The organism is Nitrosomonas communis, assembly GCF_001007935.1.
GTDB lineage: Bacteria > Pseudomonadota > Gammaproteobacteria > Burkholderiales > Nitrosomonadaceae > Nitrosomonas > Nitrosomonas communis.
This window is the reverse complement of sequence record NZ_CP011451.1, coordinates 519,682-536,678: the sequence shown is the minus strand read 5'-3', so window position 1 is coordinate 536,678 and position 16,997 is coordinate 519,682. Positions and strand designations below refer to the sequence as shown.

Sequence of the window (16,997 nt, the reverse complement as noted above, 5' to 3'; positions counted from 1 at the left end):
TGACTCATAAGAATGAGTGATTTTAGGTGACAGGGGGTTGGGCCAGGATTTCTTGCATTAATGCTTGCTCAAGCACCTTTTTTGCGTGGCAGGCACAAATGCCACATTGCTCGGTAATACCGAGATTAGCTTTAAGATCACGCATCCGTTCAGCACCTTGACTGACAGCTTCGCGAATTGCATGATCAGTCACTCCCTTGCAGACACAAATATACATGAAACACGCCTTTATCGATTGGTTTAGACTCGCTTGTTTTGCTGGATATAAAGCAGCAAACATTACCGTTAATGAGAATTATTCGTGATTATATTCATATTGGCAGAGAATGCAAGTAGTGCTAATCAATATGTTTTTGCGCAGCAATCCGTCTGGCCGCGGCATATCAAAAAATTATTGCTACGCTGAAGCTAAACAGGCATGAGTAGGCATGCTGAGGCGTAATTAAGCGCGAGTTATGTCGTCTCTTGGGTTAGACACTGCAATGGATATAGAAGAGCATTTTCAGATGGAACGAATTATGGTAAAACCTGCCACCTTACCTTGATAGCTGTTGCACTATCGCGCAGAGTGTTGGATGAGGGGAGTTGATGCTAAAGTCTATTCAAGCTATTCAGTACTTTAAAAAAAGTGTTGCAACATATATATTCTTTGACGCAGGGTGTGGCGAGTGCCCTGAGCAAAGCTATTTTCCTTATTTCAAAAACAATTGAATACAATGGTTAAAGTATAATATTGCTTTTTCCATTGAAAGATTAATGGAGATGATGATGCCTATTTATGAGTATGTTTGCCGTTCGTGTGGTTTAGAGAAAGAACATTTACAAAAAATGAGTGATTCCCCTATCGAAAATTGCCCTGAATGTGGAAGTGGTGAATATGTTAAGCAGATTTCTGCTGCCGGTTTTCAATTGAAGGGAAGTGGCTGGTATGTTACAGATTTTAAGAATAAACCCGCGTCGGAGACTAAAACGAAATCAAAATCAGAAACTAAGAGTGAAAGCACAGTCTCGTCTGCTACCACAACGGAATGAGGCGGCAGCATTATCACATTATTATTTCCATGGACATGGCTAGCCGTTTAATGATATTTGCAATTAAACTGAAGTCTTTTCATTAGCAATCGCGTTGAATTTGTAGATGCTCCTAATTTTCCTTATATAAAACCAAAACAATATGCGTACTAACTATTGCGGCACCATTAATACTCGCTATTTGAATCAAATTGTTACGCTTTATGGATGGGTCCATCGCCGACGCGATCACGGGGGCGTGATTTTTATTGATTTACGTGATCGTGAAGGCATTGTTCAGATTGTCTGTGACCCAGAAAATGCGAATACTTTTCAGATTGCAGAAAAAATTCGTAACGAATTTGTGCTTAAAGTAATTGGAACAGTACGTCCCCGCCCAGAAGGAACAGTCAATCTGGCCCTTCAAACTGGCGAGGTGGAAGTGCTGGTGGACACGATTGAAATTCTGAATCCTTCGCTTACACCACCCTTCCAGATGGATGAGGAGAGTTTGAGTGAAGCGATACGTCTGGAGCATCGCTTTCTTGATCTGCGCCGTCCCGTCATGCAAAAAAACCTGCGCTTGCGTCATAAAGTCACCATGGCGGTACGTTGCTTTCTTGACCAGCAGGGATTCATCGATGTAGAAACACCGATGCTGACCAAATCAACTCCTGAAGGTGCACGGGACTATTTAGTTCCTTCGCGCGTCAATGATGGTCATTTCTTTGCACTTCCTCAATCTCCCCAGCTATTCAAGCAGCTTCTGATGGTATCCGGATTTGATCGCTATTACCAGATTACTCGCTGTTTTCGTGATGAAGACTTGCGTGCGGATCGCCAACCGGAATTTACTCAGATTGATATCGAAACTTCTTTTCTCAATGAAGATGAAATCATGGTACTGATGGAAGGGATGATTCGCAATTTGTTCCGTGAAGCAATCGGTGTCGATTTGCCCAGTCCGTTTCCGCGATTGAGTCATGAAGAAGCCATGTTCAGGTATGGCTCCGACAAACCGGATTTACGCATACCCCTGGTATTCACTGAGCTGACCGACCTGATGCAGGATGTCCCTTTTCAAGTGTTTCGGGATGCTGCCCAGAAACCAGATGGGCGCGTAGCTGCCCTGCGCATTCCAAAAGGGTGTGAATTATCGCGCAAGGAAATCGACGATTACACTCATTTTGTTGCTATTTATGGGGCAAAAGGGTTGGCCTATATCAAGATCAACAGCCTGGAAAAAGGATTGGAAGGATTGCAATCTCCCATCCTGAAATTCTTGCCTGAACCAGTCGTAAAAGCTGTGTTGGAGCGCAGCGGTGCGCAAGAGGGTGATCTGGTGTTCTTTGGTGCTGACAAGGCGAAGATCGTTAATGATGCATTGGGAGCGCTGCGGGTCAAGATTGGTCATGAGCGCGGATTGATTGATTCTGAGTGGAAGCCATTATGGGTAGTCGATTTTCCGATGTTCGAATGGGATGAGGAAGAAAATCGCTGGAAAGCGCTTCATCATCCGTTTACCTCGCCTGCCAATGGTCACGAAGATCTGCTCATGACAGAACCAGGCAAAGCCTTATCCAAAGCCTACGATATGGTATTAAATGGAGTCGAAATTGGAGGGGGTTCCGTGCGCATCCATCGCCAGGATGTGCAATCAAAAGTATTTAATGCACTGAATATCTCCGAGGGTGAGGCGCGGGAAAAATTTGGTTTCCTGCTAAATGCGCTGCAATACGGCGCACCACCGCATGGCGGGATTGCATTTGGCCTTGATCGTATTGTTGCCATGATGACAGGTGCCGAGTCGATACGTGATGTGATTGCTTTTCCGAAAACACAGCGTGCTCAGTGCTTGCTAACCCATGCACCCAATATCGTTGAAGAAAAGCAATTACGGGAGCTGCATATTCGCCTGCGTAATCCTAAAGAAGTCATTTCCTGGAGCTACTAATTTCAACAGTGCCTGCTTATAAAAAACCTGTCTCTGTCTTGGTTATCGTTCATACGGCCGATTTGCAGGTTTTGTTACTCGAGCGTGCAGATCATTCTGGGTATTGGCAATCTGTTACCGGTAGTCAGGACCCGGATGAAACGCTGCTTCAAACCGCTATGAGGGAGGTCAAGGAAGAAACCGGCCTCGATGCAACATGCTATGAGCTGACGGACTGGCATATAGAAAACCAGTATGAAATTTTCATGGAATGGCGCTGGCGGTATGAGCCAGGTATCACTCACAATACCGAGCATGTCTTTGGACTAAAGCTTCCCATAATCGTACCGGTTTATATTGCTGCACGCGAACACTTAAGGGCAATCTGGTTACCTTGGCAGGAAGCTTCTGAGAAAGTATTTTCCTCGAGTAATGCAGAAGCTATTCGCTTGTTAGGATCGAGTCGGCAATAATGTCATGTGACTAATATGGGGTGGAGAGACTCGATATAAGACGAGGGCGCTCCATTCCATAGTGGAAAAAGTGGGAGTTGGTGTCGAGTTTATGAGATACTATCTTTATTAATTGCGGTTATATTCCAGAGTAAACCCGCATAGAGAAAAAAGATATCTTCATGATTATAATATAAGGCTATAAGGCTAAAATCTTCACCTGTCCAAGAATTGATTTTTGTTTCATTTTATTTTGCTTTTATAGGTAATAAAGTATTTTATAATGCTGAATGAATTGATATAATAGCGAGCTTTGGGTCGTTAGCTCAGTTGGTAGAGCAGCGGACTTTTAATCCGTTGGTCGCGAGTTCGAATCTCGCACGACCTACCAGATGAAACAAAGACTTAGGTATTTCTACCTAAGTCTTTGTTATTTCAACATATATAATACGTGCTGTTACCGTGCCGTTATTAGTCTGCTTAGGATGAAGTTGTTCATTCTACAGTTAGCGCCAGTTTCACTGTTTTCACAAAACTAATAAAGTGAATATGCTGAAATATGTTTGTATTTCAAATTGATATACTTTGTTGAAATTTTATAGCTTCTTGCTAGGAGTAATTTTGTCTGCAAATTACTGTAACTTTCCTAGTAAGGAATTAAGAATTAGGAATTAGCAAACTAATGTCGATTTATTACCGCTCATTTGAGATATCGTAATAATTAAAGTAATTTATTTAATTATAAGTTGAATTAATTGCTCTCCTTGATTGCTTATTAGTTCCACGGCAGGCGATACTGCTCATGGCTGCATTTATTCTGAATAAAAAAGTTTTAGAAGGGACAATAAGACTTCATTGGGTAATTGCGAAAGGGTCAACCAGCTTATTCCATGCTTCAGATAGGGGGATTGCTGGCATGCGTTCTGGCTCACATATTACTTTAATAGGGATAAAACTTTTACCTGGGTTGCAACTATGTAATGAATGGATTTGTAAAAATGATTACACATTACCCTTTTCCTGATGACGTACTAGAATTTCAAGAATTAATAGATTTATTGCCTATAGCTATTTTTATAAAAGATGCCGAGAGTAAAATATTGACAATGAACAAAGCTTGTGAATTGCAATGGGGTATAAATTTTAAAAATATACAAGGAACAGACGGCAGTCAATTCTTTCCATCAGAGCAAATGGAGCAATTTATCGAAAGAGATAAAGAAGTATTTAGAAGTTTTCATCAAATTGAGTTTGAAGGAATAATTTGGAATTATTCTCTTGGACAAAATCGCTTTGTTCGCACATCTAAGAAACCTTTGTATGACAAATGCGGGAAACCGGTATGTTTGATTGGCATATCCATGGACATCACTGAACGCAAAAAGGCAGAGCAAAGTATAATAGAGATGGCAACCTTAGTTATGAAACTACAGCATATTATTGCATGACTGTGGTTGGAAGCTTGCTAACCCGAATATTGCACAAGCATCAAAAATAAGAGCGAATTTACCGGAGATTCATTTTTCAAGTGGATAAATCGGATTTCTATCCAGAATTTGTTGTGATGGAATGTGTTTTTCTGTGTATTTTGGGGGAATTATGACAGAAAAGAGATTTTTTTCTATTGGGAGGCGTAGCCCATCCACCCCATTGCTATTTTATGCGGTAAGGAACGAGGATTCAATAACTCCAGAGCTTTGAGTTGTAAATTAAGTTGCCTCTGATAGAGTATTTCGGTTATGTTCTGACAATGAAGATAACCACCTATGCCCCGGAAGTCGAAGCGCAAATGCGCAATTTTTATCACAGCTTATCGGAAAAAGACCGCCGCCGCTATGCTGCCGTTGAGGCGGCAAAGCTGGGTCACGGAGGAATCACCTACTGTAAATTCTCGCGCAATTTGGTACTAATTTTCGCCTTATTTGGTACAGCCGCTTGACTCTTTTAACGGGTAGAGCGTCAATGTGTTCATCTTAACAAGGAGGTTAAAATGAACACAGAACAAACGACACTCACCGAAGACGAATTACTCTCAATTCAAGTTCTCCCACTCAAGTTAATCCTCGCTGCCGCCAATGGCCAAATCGACCTCAATGAAATGGCCAGGAATCAACTGATCAACCGTGGCTTAGATTTATCCGGCAAGTGGGTTGGCTTTCAAAAAGCCCGCGAATTGCTTCATCGTTAAAAGTTACGAATCACCAGCTCGGTGCGTTGTCCACGCCCTTGCAGTCCACCCACGGTGTAGTTGATCGCCACCGATTGCATCGTCAACTCTTTGAATGCTTCATGCATCTCCGGAATATCGCTGACTGATATGATCATCTTGCCTTTGATCGTTTTCGCCAGTTCAGCTATCTGAACATACTGCTCCAGCCCAAAATCTACACCGTAGCCTTCTGTGCCCCAATAAGGAGGATCACAATAAAATAAGGTGTGTTCCCGGTCATATTTGCGCACACAATCCTGCCATGCCAAGTGCTCAATATAAGTTTGCGAAAGACGTAAATGCGCCTGGCTTAATTCTTCTTCCAGACGCAGCAAATTGAGTCGGGGTGCAGTGGTGGTCGCGGTACCAAAGTTCTGGTTGGTGACCTTGCCGCCGAAAGCGAGTTTCTGCAAATAATAGAAGCGGGCGGCGCGCTGGATATCGGTGAGTGTTTCGACTGGCGTTATTTGCAGCCATTTGTACATCTCCCGGCTGGTCAACGCCCACCTGAATTGCTTGGTAAATTCATCCAGGTGATGCTTGATCACCCGGTACATGTTGACCAGCTCGCTATTGATGTCATTGAGCACTTCCACATGCGTTTGTATTTTCATGAAATACAGCGCTGCTGCCCCGCAAAAGGGTTCCACGTAGCATTCGTGCTCAGGAAACAATGGCAGGATATGCTTGGCTAGGCGGCGTTTTCCGCCGATCCAAGGTACAACCGGGTTTGCTTTTATCATGCTGTAAGCCCTTTTTCATTGATAAAAATGTGGTAGGCTTTATCCGCCGCGTCGACGTGGCAGGAAGCCTTGGCTATGGCTCACAGGTTCTAGCTGTGGGTTATGGCGGCCAGGCCATGTTCCCGCATGGCTTTGGTCGCTTCCTCTTTAATACGGATTAAGCATTCACTGTCCAATCCAGTGAAATGACGTGCTTCTCAACGCTGTTTAATCCTCCTCGTACAGAAAATATTTCCAGCCTGCGTTCAGTAAAGGCGACATTGCCATTGTCAATAAACGCTTGAGCTGCGGTGTAGTTAAAGCTTGTGCCGGTTAAGCCCGAATAGGTTTTCACGAGCGAGCCGCCCACCTTGAGGCTATAGACCCGAATCGTGATGGTGCTACCTGCTTCCGGCCCGATGTTGGTCGACTGGTCATTGCCGATATTGACGGCGGATGTGTCAGAACGATCACGGTGGTACCATGCAATGGAGGCGTCAGTATTCACGCCAGCTATGCTGGTTGACCTGAGCACGTTATTAATGGTTACCCGGCCCGGCGGGTAGGGTGCACCCCAGCTTTGATTAAGTGTTAAAGCCCTCCAGGTATCGTTTGCTTTGGGCAATACGCCCTTGCCCGTTTCGGTTAGAAACTTCGCATACATCGTGATTTGGCTGGCAAACTCCACCTCCGAATGGCCGAAGAAATCCTGGAAGAACCATATCCGGCTTCCCGCGGCGTGGGCCTTGGGCAGGGTGTGCAAAATGCCACGCACTACCGCTACGCTTGAGGCTGACGGTGCAGCAGTGAGATATATGAGCTCGCTTTCTATCAAAGCGATGGTGTTGTTGGCTACCTGGTTAATGTCGATCGCACCTATTAGCGCTAATGTCGTGGTGGTCTCAGTAATGGCTGCCGATAGCGTGGCGGTGGGCGTGAAGAGGGATGTGAGACTGCCTGGCTGATCATTGCTGTCGTCTGCGTTATTGGTAGATGTCCAGAATTCATAGGAGGATACGCTTGAGCCTGGATTTTTGGCACCACCCAACAGAAATGCACTGGTGACATCGATGCTGTCGATCGCTGTTTGATTATCGCCTAAGAATTGGGTTGCGATCAGCCAGTAGGGCGCAGTCAACAGAAAGTAATCGGTTACTGGTACAGGCAGCGAGATTGGATCAGTCCATAAGGTAAGTGGCGGGTCAGCAAACACGGATTGAACGCTGACGAATACATCCTCAACCGCATCGATGGTCACCTCGCCATCGTTTAATGTGCCGAAATCCATGGTGGTGATGCGCATAACCATTTCCACAATCCCTAGATCTGGCCAAGTAAATTTGAATACTCCTCCCGGTTTTAGGTCGAACGATTCACGGTTGGCTATCAGCTTGAGCCTCGCCAATGGCTGGGTGAGCGTTTTGAGTTCACGCATAGCGACATTGTTGGCCAGGGTGGCATTGGCAATGCCGAGGTATTGAATGGTGGTGGGCACCACGCCTTGCTGCATGGCGATCATGCCCAGATCCTGAATGGTAACGGAAATCTTCTTATCCGAGTCGCGTTCCTGATAGATGAGCGTCACTTGATTGACCAGATCGGCAATACCCGGTCTGGAAAAAGACTCCATACGCACGATGTTGGATGGCCCAAGAATAGGCAAGCTTGCGGGATCGAAATCATTTCTCACCAGCTTAAGCGTGAACTTGCCAGTGGTTTGATCGAGATAAAGCGCACCATCGATGTGATTCAGCACGGTATTGATCAACTCTTTCACGCTCGTTTGCTCGGCGAGCACGAACGAAAGACCGAAATTCTCGGAATACAATGTATCTGCTGCCGCTCGGAAAGCGGCATCGTCCAGATTGCCAGAGGTGTAGCCGAGCCCCCAGCGATCACTGGTCAAGCATTCGTAAATGATGTGTGCTGGGTTGGCGTCGCCCCCGATATCCGCTTTTTCCGGGTACCAGGTCTTGGCGGGAATTCTTTTCACACGAAACGCCCAGGGTTTGATGTAGGGGTTGTTGGCTGCTAGATAGATTTGCTTGAGGATGAAGGACATCACGCCGCGGTAAGCTGGGATGGGCGAGCCTTGTTGGGTTTGCAAATAAGCGTTAGGTGGCTGGGCCGCTTCACCAAAAGCAAGATCAATATCACCGACAACACCACCCTGACTCTTGTCGCCGCCAAACAGTTCAGGCTTATTGACTGACAGGGTGGAGCTTGCCGTGATATTACCTTCCCATAGCATGCTTTCACCTACCTTGATGCCAGTTACGGCATCGACTGGGCCTTGACTGGCTACCATGTGAATCCCTAAATGATAGCGCCAGCCTATCGTGACAGATTTACCTTTCATGGCCGATTCTTCCTCAAGATATGCTCGACCACTTTATTGCTGGAGCCGTCATTCCAGGCAATCACCGTATCCAATGGCAACCCTTCCTGCAGAAAAGTGCGGAAACAAATACCTTTTTTCTCAAGGAAGCGCTTTGAGCCACGCGCGCACAGATTGCATTCCGCAAGATCCTGCATCGTCATTCTGAGATTGCTGGTATCCACACCGTCAATCATCATCACTTCTTGCCTGAACTGGATTTGATCGCGGTCTTTTTAAAGTCGCCGTACCATACCGTATTCGCCTGGTTGATCCAGCGCGTGCCGAATACCACCGGAATGGGTGTGGCCTCCGACACTGTAGGCACATTGAAATCATCTAGGTTACTGGAAGCGGGTTTGGGCGGTTTGGGCGCAAACACCGCCGACAAGACGGCGGATAAAGCAAAAGCGATAATCTGAAACCACATGTGATTTCCTCCTATTCGATCGGGTCGCCCTTGAATGGCCCCATGTCATTGGGGATAAACTCAAAGCCGCCATAGTTATCAAAATTATTGAATTTGTTGAGACAGGCATTGCGGTCATGGGCACAGCCAGCATATAGATTGATGGTGACACCGACTTTCAGCGATGCGGTCATGCCGGTCAGCGTCAATACATCATTGGTATGATCGCGGATCATTTTCTTTTCTACGTCGCCCACCTCGATATAGCCGCCGGTATACCAGCCGCTTGCCCGATTCATCGGTACCACGGTGATGGCTGATTCCACGATGGATGTGATAGTGGCAGTGTCGCGAAAGGCAGCGGCATTCAGGGTGCAGCCGCTATCATATAAGGCATGACGGCACAGCCGCTGGAACATGCCGCGCAGGCCCGCGCGCTCTATCGAGGTATAAATCGGCTCGCAGGTGATTTTCGCAGTCAGCCCGCTAAATTCCACATTCACCACCCGCCCGATCCATTGCGTTACCACATCGGTATCGCCTCGGTGCACCCGGTAGATTGTCAATTTCACCGGCCCAGGGTGAGAGCGGATAAAGAGCTTGGCGACATCATTATCGCGGGTGACCTCAATGTCCAGCTTCATTTTGCTCACTTCAGCCGATGAGCCGATGGCCGAGCGGGTTAAAGCCGCTGGCGTGTAGGTTCTCGACTGAAAGCTCACCACCTCATCGCCGGAAGTGTAGGTGAAGATTTGCAGTCCGTGAGAGAATTCATACAGCTCCAGCGGGCGGGCGTCATGGATGCTCTTTTCAAAAACGCTGAGCGTCATTGCATCACCGTCCTGATCAATGCACTGACACGCGAAATCGTGTCGGTTTCATGAAATATCTCCACCATGTCCGAATCGAGACGGGATAGGTTGAGATAGCTGATGCGCTTGACATCCTGCGGTTGAATATCGAACCCGACCGGGCTATCGATAAACACGTTTTCTTCAGTTTCAGAGATTTCATCCACGCTCAGAATATCCTTGAAGATCTTGGTACCGTTAAACAGCTCGATCATTAAAGCATTGCGCATGGGTGTGGCTGGCACGAACCGTTCATAGAAGGCAAACTCGACCACCAGCTTGGTATCGGTGCCTGCCAGCGTATTTTGAAGCTTGAAATCCTCGTTCCAGGAGGGCATCCAGAAGGGCTTCCAGCGGCCTGCGCGGGCATACAGCCACTTCCTGAAATCAGCCCGCTCCTTGCGCGATTTCAGCAACCAATCCATGCGGCGCACAATCGTGGTGTAGCCGATCGGATCATCCACCACCGGATTGACAGTCTCAGCATCGAATTCCAGCAGCGGGCGCAGTAAATCTTCCGACAATACTTCTACTTCGTTGGGAATATCCAGCAGCACGGGATAGCCTTTATAAAGCGTCGTGCCTTCTGTCTCAGTCAAACCGGAATTGTCGGCGACGATGAATTTAGCCTGCATGTCCAGCATATGGCGGGTGGGGCGGGTAACCGTTTGTTGGCTCGCGATCCTGGCGAATTTGGCAGAATAGATTTTTGTCCCGGCTGGCCAGGTTTGCTGGGTGGGAAGATCCAGTATCAACTGGCTGGATTGCACCTCTTTCAATTGCACCGATTCATTGTTGTCGATGGCATTAAACAGCAAGGCCACGCCGCCGGTAACAAACTCTGAATCGCTTGTGGAGATATTCGGGATAACCGTTGAACCGGCGGGCAGTTCAGCACTTAATAAATAATAATCAGGCCAGAATGGAATCAGGTAGCTTCTCGATTGCCAGCCAAACAGTGCGCTCTGCAGTTTGCGCATAAAATCCAACCCATATACTTGCAAATGTACTTCGATCTCGCGTCGGGGCGTGGCGCGCAGTTTCACCCGCTGCTCGCTGCCATTCCAGCTCGTGATGATATCGGTCAGGAACGAGTAGCGCTCCAGTACTCCGTTATCCCAGTTGATTCCGGCGAACAGCAGAATCACCCGTCGTCCGACCACCACCAAGGTGGGTGATTCTGCCGCAAAATTCAGCGTATAGATGGTGTTGATGAGTGGCGGCCCGGCTACTTCCACCGCCAATGTGTAAATGCGCGGCTCCAATGCGTTGAAGCTGGTAGGCTCTGGCTGTGGCCCGGTAAAGCTGATGCCGGTGCCCGCATTGGTATCAATTGACGAGAGCAGATTGGCAGCAAAATAGGCATTCCATACCTCCACCTGGATGATCTTCTGCGAAATGACATTACCCAGATCGATGGATGCAGGTTGAATATGGATACGATTGTAGTAATCATCTTTGAAGGAAGCGGCAAACTTTCCGGCGATCGCTGATTTGGGTTCGGGTGATACCGGTAATTGGTCGATCATAACGCCAACCAAGGCCGGGACGACTGCCTGCGCTACAGGCGACTGTTGCGGAGCATTCAGTTGATCGAGCGAAATAGACAGCGGTGCCGGTTCCACCAGCACTAGCAGACCTGCTCCCAATATCCCGCTAATGACCGCCACTATGCCACCTTCTTATAGGCATAACCCAGTTGCCACGAATTGGGCAGATCGTCGCTAGTGTTCTGCAAATTAGACCTGCGGTAGATTGGAAATACCTTCCAAGTATCCGAACCTAGCGCCACTTCTTGCCCGACCGCAAACGATTGCATCCACACCAGGCGCAAATCCTTGACCACGCCTAATGGGGCGCGGTTGCCGGAGTTAGGGCCGCCAATATCGGTAAAAATATAAATCGGAATAAGGGGTGTGGCGAGATTCAAGTTATTGGGCTGGCTGCCCACCAATAAACGGTTAGTCAAACTTGAGCGGCCATTGCCATAAGCATCAAAGGTGGAGGAATCTCCTGTCGAACCTCTGAACATGCGCCAGATGTTCAATTCCAGGTTGGCGCTGACATGACCTGCGGAAGATGAAGATATAGCATAATTATCGAACAGAGGGCGCGACCAGGAGCTCAGGTAATTGTCATGGTCATTGGCATTTGTGCCGATATAAGTGGCATCGCAATAATGGCCGCCAGCATAAACGCCGTATTTATCGAGCTGACCAAACACCAGATGGCTAAAGAAACCAGCCGAGTATTCTAGAACACAATGCACATAGTCACCTGCCGCATCGGAAAACAGATGGTAGGCGACATACGGCCCGTTTCCGACACGGTTTATGACCGCACTAATAGAGGGTGCACCCGGCTGTGAGCTGAGCGCTGCACCAGAGGTATAGCCAGTCGCTCCCCTGATTCGTAATTCTGTCGAAGTAGCACCTGAACTAACAAAAGCCTCGATGCCGAAGTAAAAGGTGAGTCCGCCGCCATTGGCGGTGTCCTTTTGCATATATAACCGCTTGGTGGCGCTGTCCACCACCGTAAATTCATTCTGCGTAAAGCCCTGTGTGATGGCGAACAGCCGGATTTTGTCCAGCAGATCGAACAGGGAGGTGGCAATACCCGTCTCATAAGCCATGCTGATTACTCCAAAGCGATCGCTGCCCAGCGTTCCTTGGCGGTGCGGAACACGTTGGGGATGATCAGATAAGTCACGCCATTGATGGTGGTGGTGTTTTCTGCGGCATTACCAAAACCGGTGACCGCGAATACACCATGTATCTCACCCAGGATGTTGGGTGAGGGATTAGCGCCATCCACGTGCATGATGCACGGGAACAGCACATAACTGCCATCAATCGCAGTGACAATGTTCTTGTAAGCAGTAGCATGAGCACTATCCGGCCCCCAAGGCCAGACATTGCGGCCATTTCCGGCTGACGCCTCAGGCGAACTTGATGTATACCAGTTCTTGAAGGGATACCACGAACCATCTGCAAAACGCAGGTAGAGAGTGGCGACGCTGGTGAGACTAGTCATGTCGGAGCTAATGCCCCCTGGGTCGTAAAAATTACGGCAATCATCATTAGTGCTTGACCAGCGCAATCTGGCATCGGTGAGCGATCCCATGGCATTGCTGCCGCCAATCATCAAGGGATAGGGATATTGGCTCGGGGTGGCATAGGGCAGGATAAAGCCTGCATACAGCGCATGATAGGTGGTGTTGATCTTGGCAATAACCATGAAGCGCCGCCCATTGGCGATAAACCAATAGGGGATGCTGGCTTGCCAAAGCGATAAACCGACTGGCAGGCTCGCTCCCGGCTGAGCGCTAAAATCGAGGGCGTTGCCAGCAATGAAGCCGGTTGCGCCATACAGCCGCCAGTTGTACCAATCGCCGGAGACACTATAATCAGTCTCCAGGTTGACGAATATTTCATCTGATCCGCCGCCAGGGCCTTTCAGGGACAAGCGCTTTCTGAGCTGAACGTTAAGCGGGTTTGAATCTTGCCACAGCACGATTTTATGGAGCGTAATCGATTCCGTGCTGGTGCCGGTGCTGTCGGGGATATGCAAGCGCCAGTATTTGTGCTTGTTCGCGCTGCTGCCGGTCAGATTGAAATGTTTGATGCCAGCGCTTGATGCCCAGTCCAGGGCGACCATACCGCTGAAACTGTCTTGCGTGTTCCAATTGATGCCATCATCACTGTATTGGAAATTGATCACTGCGGGTTGCGCATTATTAGTCAAGGCGGTGATGTCGGCTGCGGTTAAATATACCGGCTGATCAAATTGGATGCCGATCGTCCATGGTTGCGCATTGGTCGTGCCTGACCAGGAAGTTGCTGCCGTATTAAATGGATTGTTGGCTAAAGTAATGCTGCCGCTAGAGGCAAATACCCCAACCATCAAGGTGTAACCGGGATTGTAGGACAGTTCTTGCCAGCGTTCGGCTATCGGCAGCGTCACCGTTAAAAACGTGCGCAGTTTTTCGAAAAGATCAAACGCGTTGCTGGCTGTGCCGATTTCTACTGTCATGCCAGCACCTGTTTCAAAGCAGCTGTATTGCGGGAAATGATATTCAGAATCACTTTCTCACCTTCACTAGATGCTAAGAAATCCTTGGTGATTCGCGGGTCGATACTGTTCACGATGCGCACCGACTGGTTGACAGTAGGTGCTGCCGCAGGGGATAGCGTTGGCGGTTCGACCAGCCCGCCTTCGGCGTAGCCCATGCGCGATACACGCGGCACGGGCGCACCTTTAGACAGACGATGCAAATTATCGAGTGCCGCCAATCCCAGACGGCGCACGGAAGCAGCCGAGAACACATACTCACCGGCATGCACCACCCCGGCGGGTTGATACTTGCTACCCTCTCCAGTGTAGCCGCCATCGGCAAAACCTTTACCTGAAAATGCACTGAGCAGCCCGCTGAAAAATCCGCCGATACCACTCCTGCCGCCGGAAAACAATCCTTTAAACGATGAGAAAATGCCTGACAACCCATTCTTCAGTGAGCCAAGCAGGCCATTCAAACCTTCTGACATACTGCTGAATAGCCCGCTGAATATGCCCGCAGGCGCTGATTTGCCATCCTTGCCCGCGCGCCCTAACAGATTGAAAAACATATCGGTAAACCCGCCCGCAAGTGAATTCGATAATGCACGCAACATTGAATCGCCGATGGCAGCGAGAATTTCATTGATGCCACCTTCGCCTTTGGCTACTCGGTAAAGCCCATCAGCAAAAGCTTGCTGCACCCCTCTTTGCACATGATCAAAAATCTGGTTCTGCTGCCGCAGGATTTCCTCAGCGCGCTGTCTGGCTTGATTGTTAGCCTGGATTTTGCCCTGTATTTGCAGCAGCCCGTTAATATCCTGGATGCCACGTTTTTGCGCTTCCATCATCAGCAGGGTGGTCTCGCGCTGATCTTTCGACAAGCTCGACAAGAATGCCTCGCGCTTAAGCTCATCAATAAATTCCTGCTGGCTTTTGAGCCGGGTTGCTTCCAGTGCTGCGATTTCATTGGCTACTTTCGAGCGTTGGGCATTCAATTCACGCTCGGCAATGGCCTGGCTGGTGGTCAGTTCGGTAATTTCAGCAATCGCTTTCAACCGATCTGCTGCACCGCTGCGCGGATCATCAATGATTGCCTGCCGGATTGCTTTTTGCCGTTCCAGTTCGGCAATCTCACGGTTAGTCAGCTCAGTCTGAAGCCTATCCAGCCGCCGATAGTATTCATCAGCGCTAATCGCCTTAAACTCAAAAAGTTCTTTCGCTGTTTGAACCTCCCGTTGCGCCTGATCATCTGCCAGACGCTTGGTTTGCTTGAAAAGTGCGTCTTCCAGGTCTCGCCTGGCTTGCGCCAATTCCTTGGCCGCTTTCAGTTCTTCCTTGCTGGGCGCTGTGGGGGCTGTACCTGTGTTAGGGTTGCGTTTCTTAAATTCATCTTCAGCTGCCTTGACTTCAATCAGTCGCTCGGCAATGCCTTTTTTAAGCGCGCTCAGCACGCCGCCATCTTCGGCGAATTTAACCTCAACCTCGTAGGCTTCAATGAGCGCATTTTTAAAATTGCCCGCTTCCACGCTGGCATCGGTTAACCCTTTGGAGAGGGCGTTGCCCACTTTGTCAAAGGCAAAGCTCTTGCCGCTGAAAGCGTCCGCCACGTCTTCAGCCAGGGCGTTAAACAGTGCGCGCGTGTTGGCGATAGCCGTCCTGAACTGCTGGTAGAGGCTTGCCGCGCTAATGCCAGCTGCGCGCCCAATCAGCCGCAGACCGGTAAACACGCTGGTGACAAACGCGTTAATCACTTCGAGCAACGCGTTAAACATCCCGCCTGCGACACTGCCAAGGCTGCGGAAAGTGGTGTTCAGCTCCTGCCCGGATAACCCTACTGCCTGCGAAATGGCGCGCAGCGCATCCGCTACCGTATCCTTGATGGTGCGCCAGATGGCCGATACCACCGCCCCGAGTGTCGTGGTTTTGCCTGAGAACTCGGCCGTCTTGTCAATGTTGGCAACAATGAAGGCGGTTAATCCGCCCAGCGCTGCTGCCACCAGGCCGATAGGCGAGAGCAGCGTTTTTAATGCCACCAGAACAGCAGCCACTGATGTCGACAGGGTTAACGCACCCTTGCTTGAGGCAAGAAAAATTGCAGTGAGCGCAACTATACCACCCGCTACCAGCGCAATGAACAATTGCATATTATTGGCAATGGCTTGCAGAATGTTAGCGAATGATTCTGTAATACCTAGCTGTTCGTCCAGTTTTCCCAGATGAATGATTGCCTGGGTGCGAATATTTTGAAATGCGTTTTTAGTGGTAAATGGCAGCTTGGTGAATTGTTCATTGATGTCCGACTCCATCTTGATCAACGCATCCTTTACCACTTGCGTAGTCAGTTTGCCTTCTTCGCCAAGCTTGCGTAACTGTCCGATGCTGATGCCCAGGCCGTTTGCAATTGCCTGAGCGAGTGCCGGTGTCTGCTCCATTACGGAATTCAGTTCCTCGCCACGCAACACGCCAGAGGCCAGGCCCTGTTGCAATTGAAAGATAGCCGCGTCTACGCCCGGCCCACCTTGATTGCCGATCTGGGTTGCTTTGGCGATAATAGCGGTCATACGCTCAGTCTCGCCGGAGGCCAAGCCTGCATTCATCCTGATTTTGGCATACAGATTGGCGATGGAATCATAAGCGATGCCGACTTCAAGCGCGGTCTTTTGTGCGAATTGTTGCGAGCGCGTGAAATCATCCGAGGATTCTGCTGCAAGCCTAAGCAGCGCATTAATCCGCTTGCTGGTTTCAGCCAATTGAGTGAAGCCTTGAATGGAAATGGCGGTGCTGAGCCCGCCGATCAGGCTGGAAAATCTTGAGCGAAACCCATCAATACTGGTTGATAGGCCATCCAGATCTCCTTTGATCTTCTTGCCGACATTGGAATTGGACAGCCGGTCGAACTCAGAGCGAATTTTGCCAATGACAGTCGAGGCATGGTCATTAGCGGTAATCGTTATTTTGAGCTCTTTATTTGCCATGG

At 48.8% G+C, this 16,997-nt stretch carries 18 protein-coding genes and 1 tRNA gene; 9 read left to right on the top strand and 10 right to left on the bottom strand.

What is annotated here, in order from left to right; translation table 11 throughout:
• Positions 1–22: 22 nt before the first annotated feature.
• The gene (locus tag AAW31_RS02390) at positions 23–217 is read right to left on the bottom strand and encodes a (2Fe-2S)-binding protein (RefSeq protein WP_046849009.1); all 195 of its coding nucleotides are present in this window, start codon (positions 215–217) and stop codon (positions 23–25) included.
• A 545-nt stretch (positions 218–762) separates the two neighbouring features.
• Between AAW31_RS02390 and AAW31_RS02385 the strand changes: the two genes are divergently transcribed.
• The 8 genes from AAW31_RS02385 (at position 763) to AAW31_RS02355 (ending at position 5,584) form a co-directional block, all read left to right on the top strand.
• Positions 763–1,032, top strand: coding sequence for an FmdB family zinc ribbon protein (locus AAW31_RS02385; RefSeq protein ID WP_392390548.1), 270 nt, complete (start codon positions 763–765; stop codon positions 1,030–1,032).
• Positions 1,033–1,174: 142 nt separating this feature from the next.
• The gene (gene aspS / locus AAW31_RS02380; RefSeq protein WP_046849008.1) at positions 1,175–2,965 is read left to right on the top strand and encodes an aspartate--tRNA ligase; all 1,791 of its coding nucleotides are present in this window, start codon (positions 1,175–1,177) and stop codon (positions 2,963–2,965) included.
• 8 nt (positions 2,966–2,973) lie between these two features.
• Positions 2,974–3,417, top strand: a complete 444-nt coding sequence (gene nudB / locus AAW31_RS02375; RefSeq protein WP_046849007.1) for a dihydroneopterin triphosphate diphosphatase — start codon at positions 2,974–2,976, stop codon at positions 3,415–3,417.
• 294 nt (positions 3,418–3,711) lie between these two features.
• Positions 3,712–3,787, top strand: a tRNA-Lys gene (locus AAW31_RS02370).
• A 411-nt stretch (positions 3,788–4,198) separates the two neighbouring features.
• The gene (locus AAW31_RS21090; RefSeq protein ID WP_158441349.1) at positions 4,199–4,420 is read left to right on the top strand and encodes a hypothetical protein; all 222 of its coding nucleotides are present in this window, start codon (positions 4,199–4,201) and stop codon (positions 4,418–4,420) included.
• Positions 4,395–4,844: a PAS domain-containing protein gene (locus tag AAW31_RS02365; RefSeq protein ID WP_158441347.1), complete on the top strand. Its 450-nt coding sequence runs from the start codon at positions 4,395–4,397 to the stop codon at positions 4,842–4,844. Before AAW31_RS21090 ends, AAW31_RS02365 begins: the two co-directional genes overlap by 26 nt.
• 302 nt (positions 4,845–5,146) lie before the next feature.
• Entirely contained in the window at positions 5,147–5,335 is a 189-nt protein-coding gene (locus tag AAW31_RS02360; protein ID WP_046849006.1) for a hypothetical protein, read from the top strand.
• Positions 5,336–5,386: 51 nt separating this feature from the next.
• Complete coding sequence (locus AAW31_RS02355) at positions 5,387–5,584, top strand: hypothetical protein (protein WP_046849005.1); 198 nt, start codon at positions 5,387–5,389, stop codon at positions 5,582–5,584.
• Here the strand turns inward: AAW31_RS02355 and AAW31_RS02350 are convergent.
• On the bottom strand, positions 5,581–6,348 hold the full coding sequence (locus tag AAW31_RS02350) for a DNA adenine methylase (RefSeq protein ID WP_046849004.1): 768 nt from the start codon (positions 6,346–6,348) through the stop codon (positions 5,581–5,583). The genes AAW31_RS02355 and AAW31_RS02350 overlap by 4 nt on opposite strands.
• Between AAW31_RS02350 and AAW31_RS21085 the strand changes: the two genes are divergently transcribed.
• Positions 6,279–6,509: a hypothetical protein gene (locus AAW31_RS21085; RefSeq protein WP_162488639.1), complete on the top strand. Its 231-nt coding sequence runs from the start codon at positions 6,279–6,281 to the stop codon at positions 6,507–6,509. The two genes, AAW31_RS02350 and AAW31_RS21085, sit on opposite strands and share 70 nt — an antisense overlap.
• Here the strand turns inward: AAW31_RS21085 and AAW31_RS02345 are convergent.
• From AAW31_RS02345 to AAW31_RS18665, 8 genes are read right to left on the bottom strand one after another with little or no spacing between them, the layout of a single operon-like run.
• Positions 6,506–8,686 (bottom strand): phage tail protein, encoded by a 2,181-nt coding sequence (locus tag AAW31_RS02345; protein ID WP_046849003.1) that lies wholly within the window; start codon positions 8,684–8,686, stop codon positions 6,506–6,508. The genes AAW31_RS21085 and AAW31_RS02345 overlap by 4 nt on opposite strands.
• Positions 8,683–8,904, bottom strand: coding sequence for a hypothetical protein (locus AAW31_RS02340; RefSeq protein ID WP_046849002.1), 222 nt, complete (start codon positions 8,902–8,904; stop codon positions 8,683–8,685). Before AAW31_RS02340 ends, AAW31_RS02345 begins: the two co-directional genes overlap by 4 nt.
• Entirely contained in the window at positions 8,904–9,134 is a 231-nt protein-coding gene (locus tag AAW31_RS02335; RefSeq protein ID WP_046849001.1) for a hypothetical protein, read from the bottom strand. Before AAW31_RS02335 ends, AAW31_RS02340 begins: the two co-directional genes overlap by 1 nt.
• Before the next feature lie 11 nt (positions 9,135–9,145).
• Complete coding sequence (locus tag AAW31_RS02330; RefSeq protein ID WP_046849000.1) at positions 9,146–9,943, bottom strand: phage BR0599 family protein; 798 nt, start codon at positions 9,941–9,943, stop codon at positions 9,146–9,148.
• A complete protein-coding gene (locus AAW31_RS02325; RefSeq protein ID WP_046848999.1) occupies positions 9,940–11,634 on the bottom strand; it encodes a hypothetical protein in 1,695 nt (564 codons plus the stop codon). Before AAW31_RS02325 ends, AAW31_RS02330 begins: the two co-directional genes overlap by 4 nt.
• Positions 11,634–12,596 carry a hypothetical protein gene (locus tag AAW31_RS02320; RefSeq protein WP_046848998.1) on the bottom strand — a complete coding sequence of 321 codons (963 nt, stop codon included), beginning with the start codon at positions 12,594–12,596 and terminating at the stop codon, positions 11,634–11,636. The genes AAW31_RS02325 and AAW31_RS02320 overlap by 1 nt, the downstream gene beginning before the upstream one ends.
• A gap of 5 nt (positions 12,597–12,601) precedes the next feature.
• The gene (locus AAW31_RS18670; RefSeq protein ID WP_052752031.1) at positions 12,602–13,996 is read right to left on the bottom strand and encodes a hypothetical protein; all 1,395 of its coding nucleotides are present in this window, start codon (positions 13,994–13,996) and stop codon (positions 12,602–12,604) included.
• On the bottom strand, positions 13,993–16,995 hold the full coding sequence (locus tag AAW31_RS18665) for a tape measure protein (RefSeq protein WP_052752030.1): 3,003 nt from the start codon (positions 16,993–16,995) through the stop codon (positions 13,993–13,995). Before AAW31_RS18665 ends, AAW31_RS18670 begins: the two co-directional genes overlap by 4 nt.
• Between the last annotated feature and the right edge of the window lie 2 nt (positions 16,996–16,997).

Excerpts from the sequence above, each read along its gene's own strand:
- AAW31_RS02335 (WP_046849001.1), bottom strand. The coding sequence starts at position 9,134 with ATGTGGTTTCAGATTATCGCTTTTGCTTTATCCGCCGTCTTGTCGGCG.
- AAW31_RS18665 (WP_052752030.1), bottom strand. The coding sequence starts at position 16,995 with ATGGCAAATAAAGAGCTCAAAATAACGATTACCGCTAATGACCATGCC.
- AAW31_RS02360 (WP_046849006.1), top strand. The coding sequence starts at position 5,147 with ATGAAGATAACCACCTATGCCCCGGAAGTCGAAGCGCAAATGCGCAAT.
- AAW31_RS02320 (WP_046848998.1), bottom strand. The coding sequence starts at position 12,596 with ATGGCTTATGAGACGGGTATTGCCACCTCCCTGTTCGATCTGCTGGAC.
- AAW31_RS21090 (WP_158441349.1), top strand. The coding sequence starts at position 4,199 with ATGGCTGCATTTATTCTGAATAAAAAAGTTTTAGAAGGGACAATAAGA.
- AAW31_RS18670 (WP_052752031.1), bottom strand. The coding sequence starts at position 13,996 with ATGACAGTAGAAATCGGCACAGCCAGCAACGCGTTTGATCTTTTCGAA.
- AAW31_RS02365 (WP_158441347.1), top strand. The coding sequence starts at position 4,395 with ATGATTACACATTACCCTTTTCCTGATGACGTACTAGAATTTCAAGAA.
- AAW31_RS02330 (WP_046849000.1), bottom strand. The coding sequence starts at position 9,943 with ATGACGCTCAGCGTTTTTGAAAAGAGCATCCATGACGCCCGCCCGCTG.
- AAW31_RS02390 (WP_046849009.1), bottom strand. The coding sequence starts at position 217 with ATGTATATTTGTGTCTGCAAGGGAGTGACTGATCATGCAATTCGCGAA.
- AAW31_RS02385 (WP_392390548.1), top strand. The coding sequence starts at position 763 with ATGATGATGCCTATTTATGAGTATGTTTGCCGTTCGTGTGGTTTAGAG.
- aspS (WP_046849008.1), top strand. The coding sequence starts at position 1,175 with ATGCGTACTAACTATTGCGGCACCATTAATACTCGCTATTTGAATCAA.
- AAW31_RS02355 (WP_046849005.1), top strand. The coding sequence starts at position 5,387 with ATGAACACAGAACAAACGACACTCACCGAAGACGAATTACTCTCAATT.
- AAW31_RS02345 (WP_046849003.1), bottom strand. The coding sequence starts at position 8,686 with ATGAAAGGTAAATCTGTCACGATAGGCTGGCGCTATCATTTAGGGATT.
- AAW31_RS02350 (WP_046849004.1), bottom strand. The coding sequence starts at position 6,348 with ATGATAAAAGCAAACCCGGTTGTACCTTGGATCGGCGGAAAACGCCGC.
- AAW31_RS21085 (WP_162488639.1), top strand. The coding sequence starts at position 6,279 with ATGGCAGGATATGCTTGGCTAGGCGGCGTTTTCCGCCGATCCAAGGTA.
- AAW31_RS02340 (WP_046849002.1), bottom strand. The coding sequence starts at position 8,904 with ATGATGATTGACGGTGTGGATACCAGCAATCTCAGAATGACGATGCAG.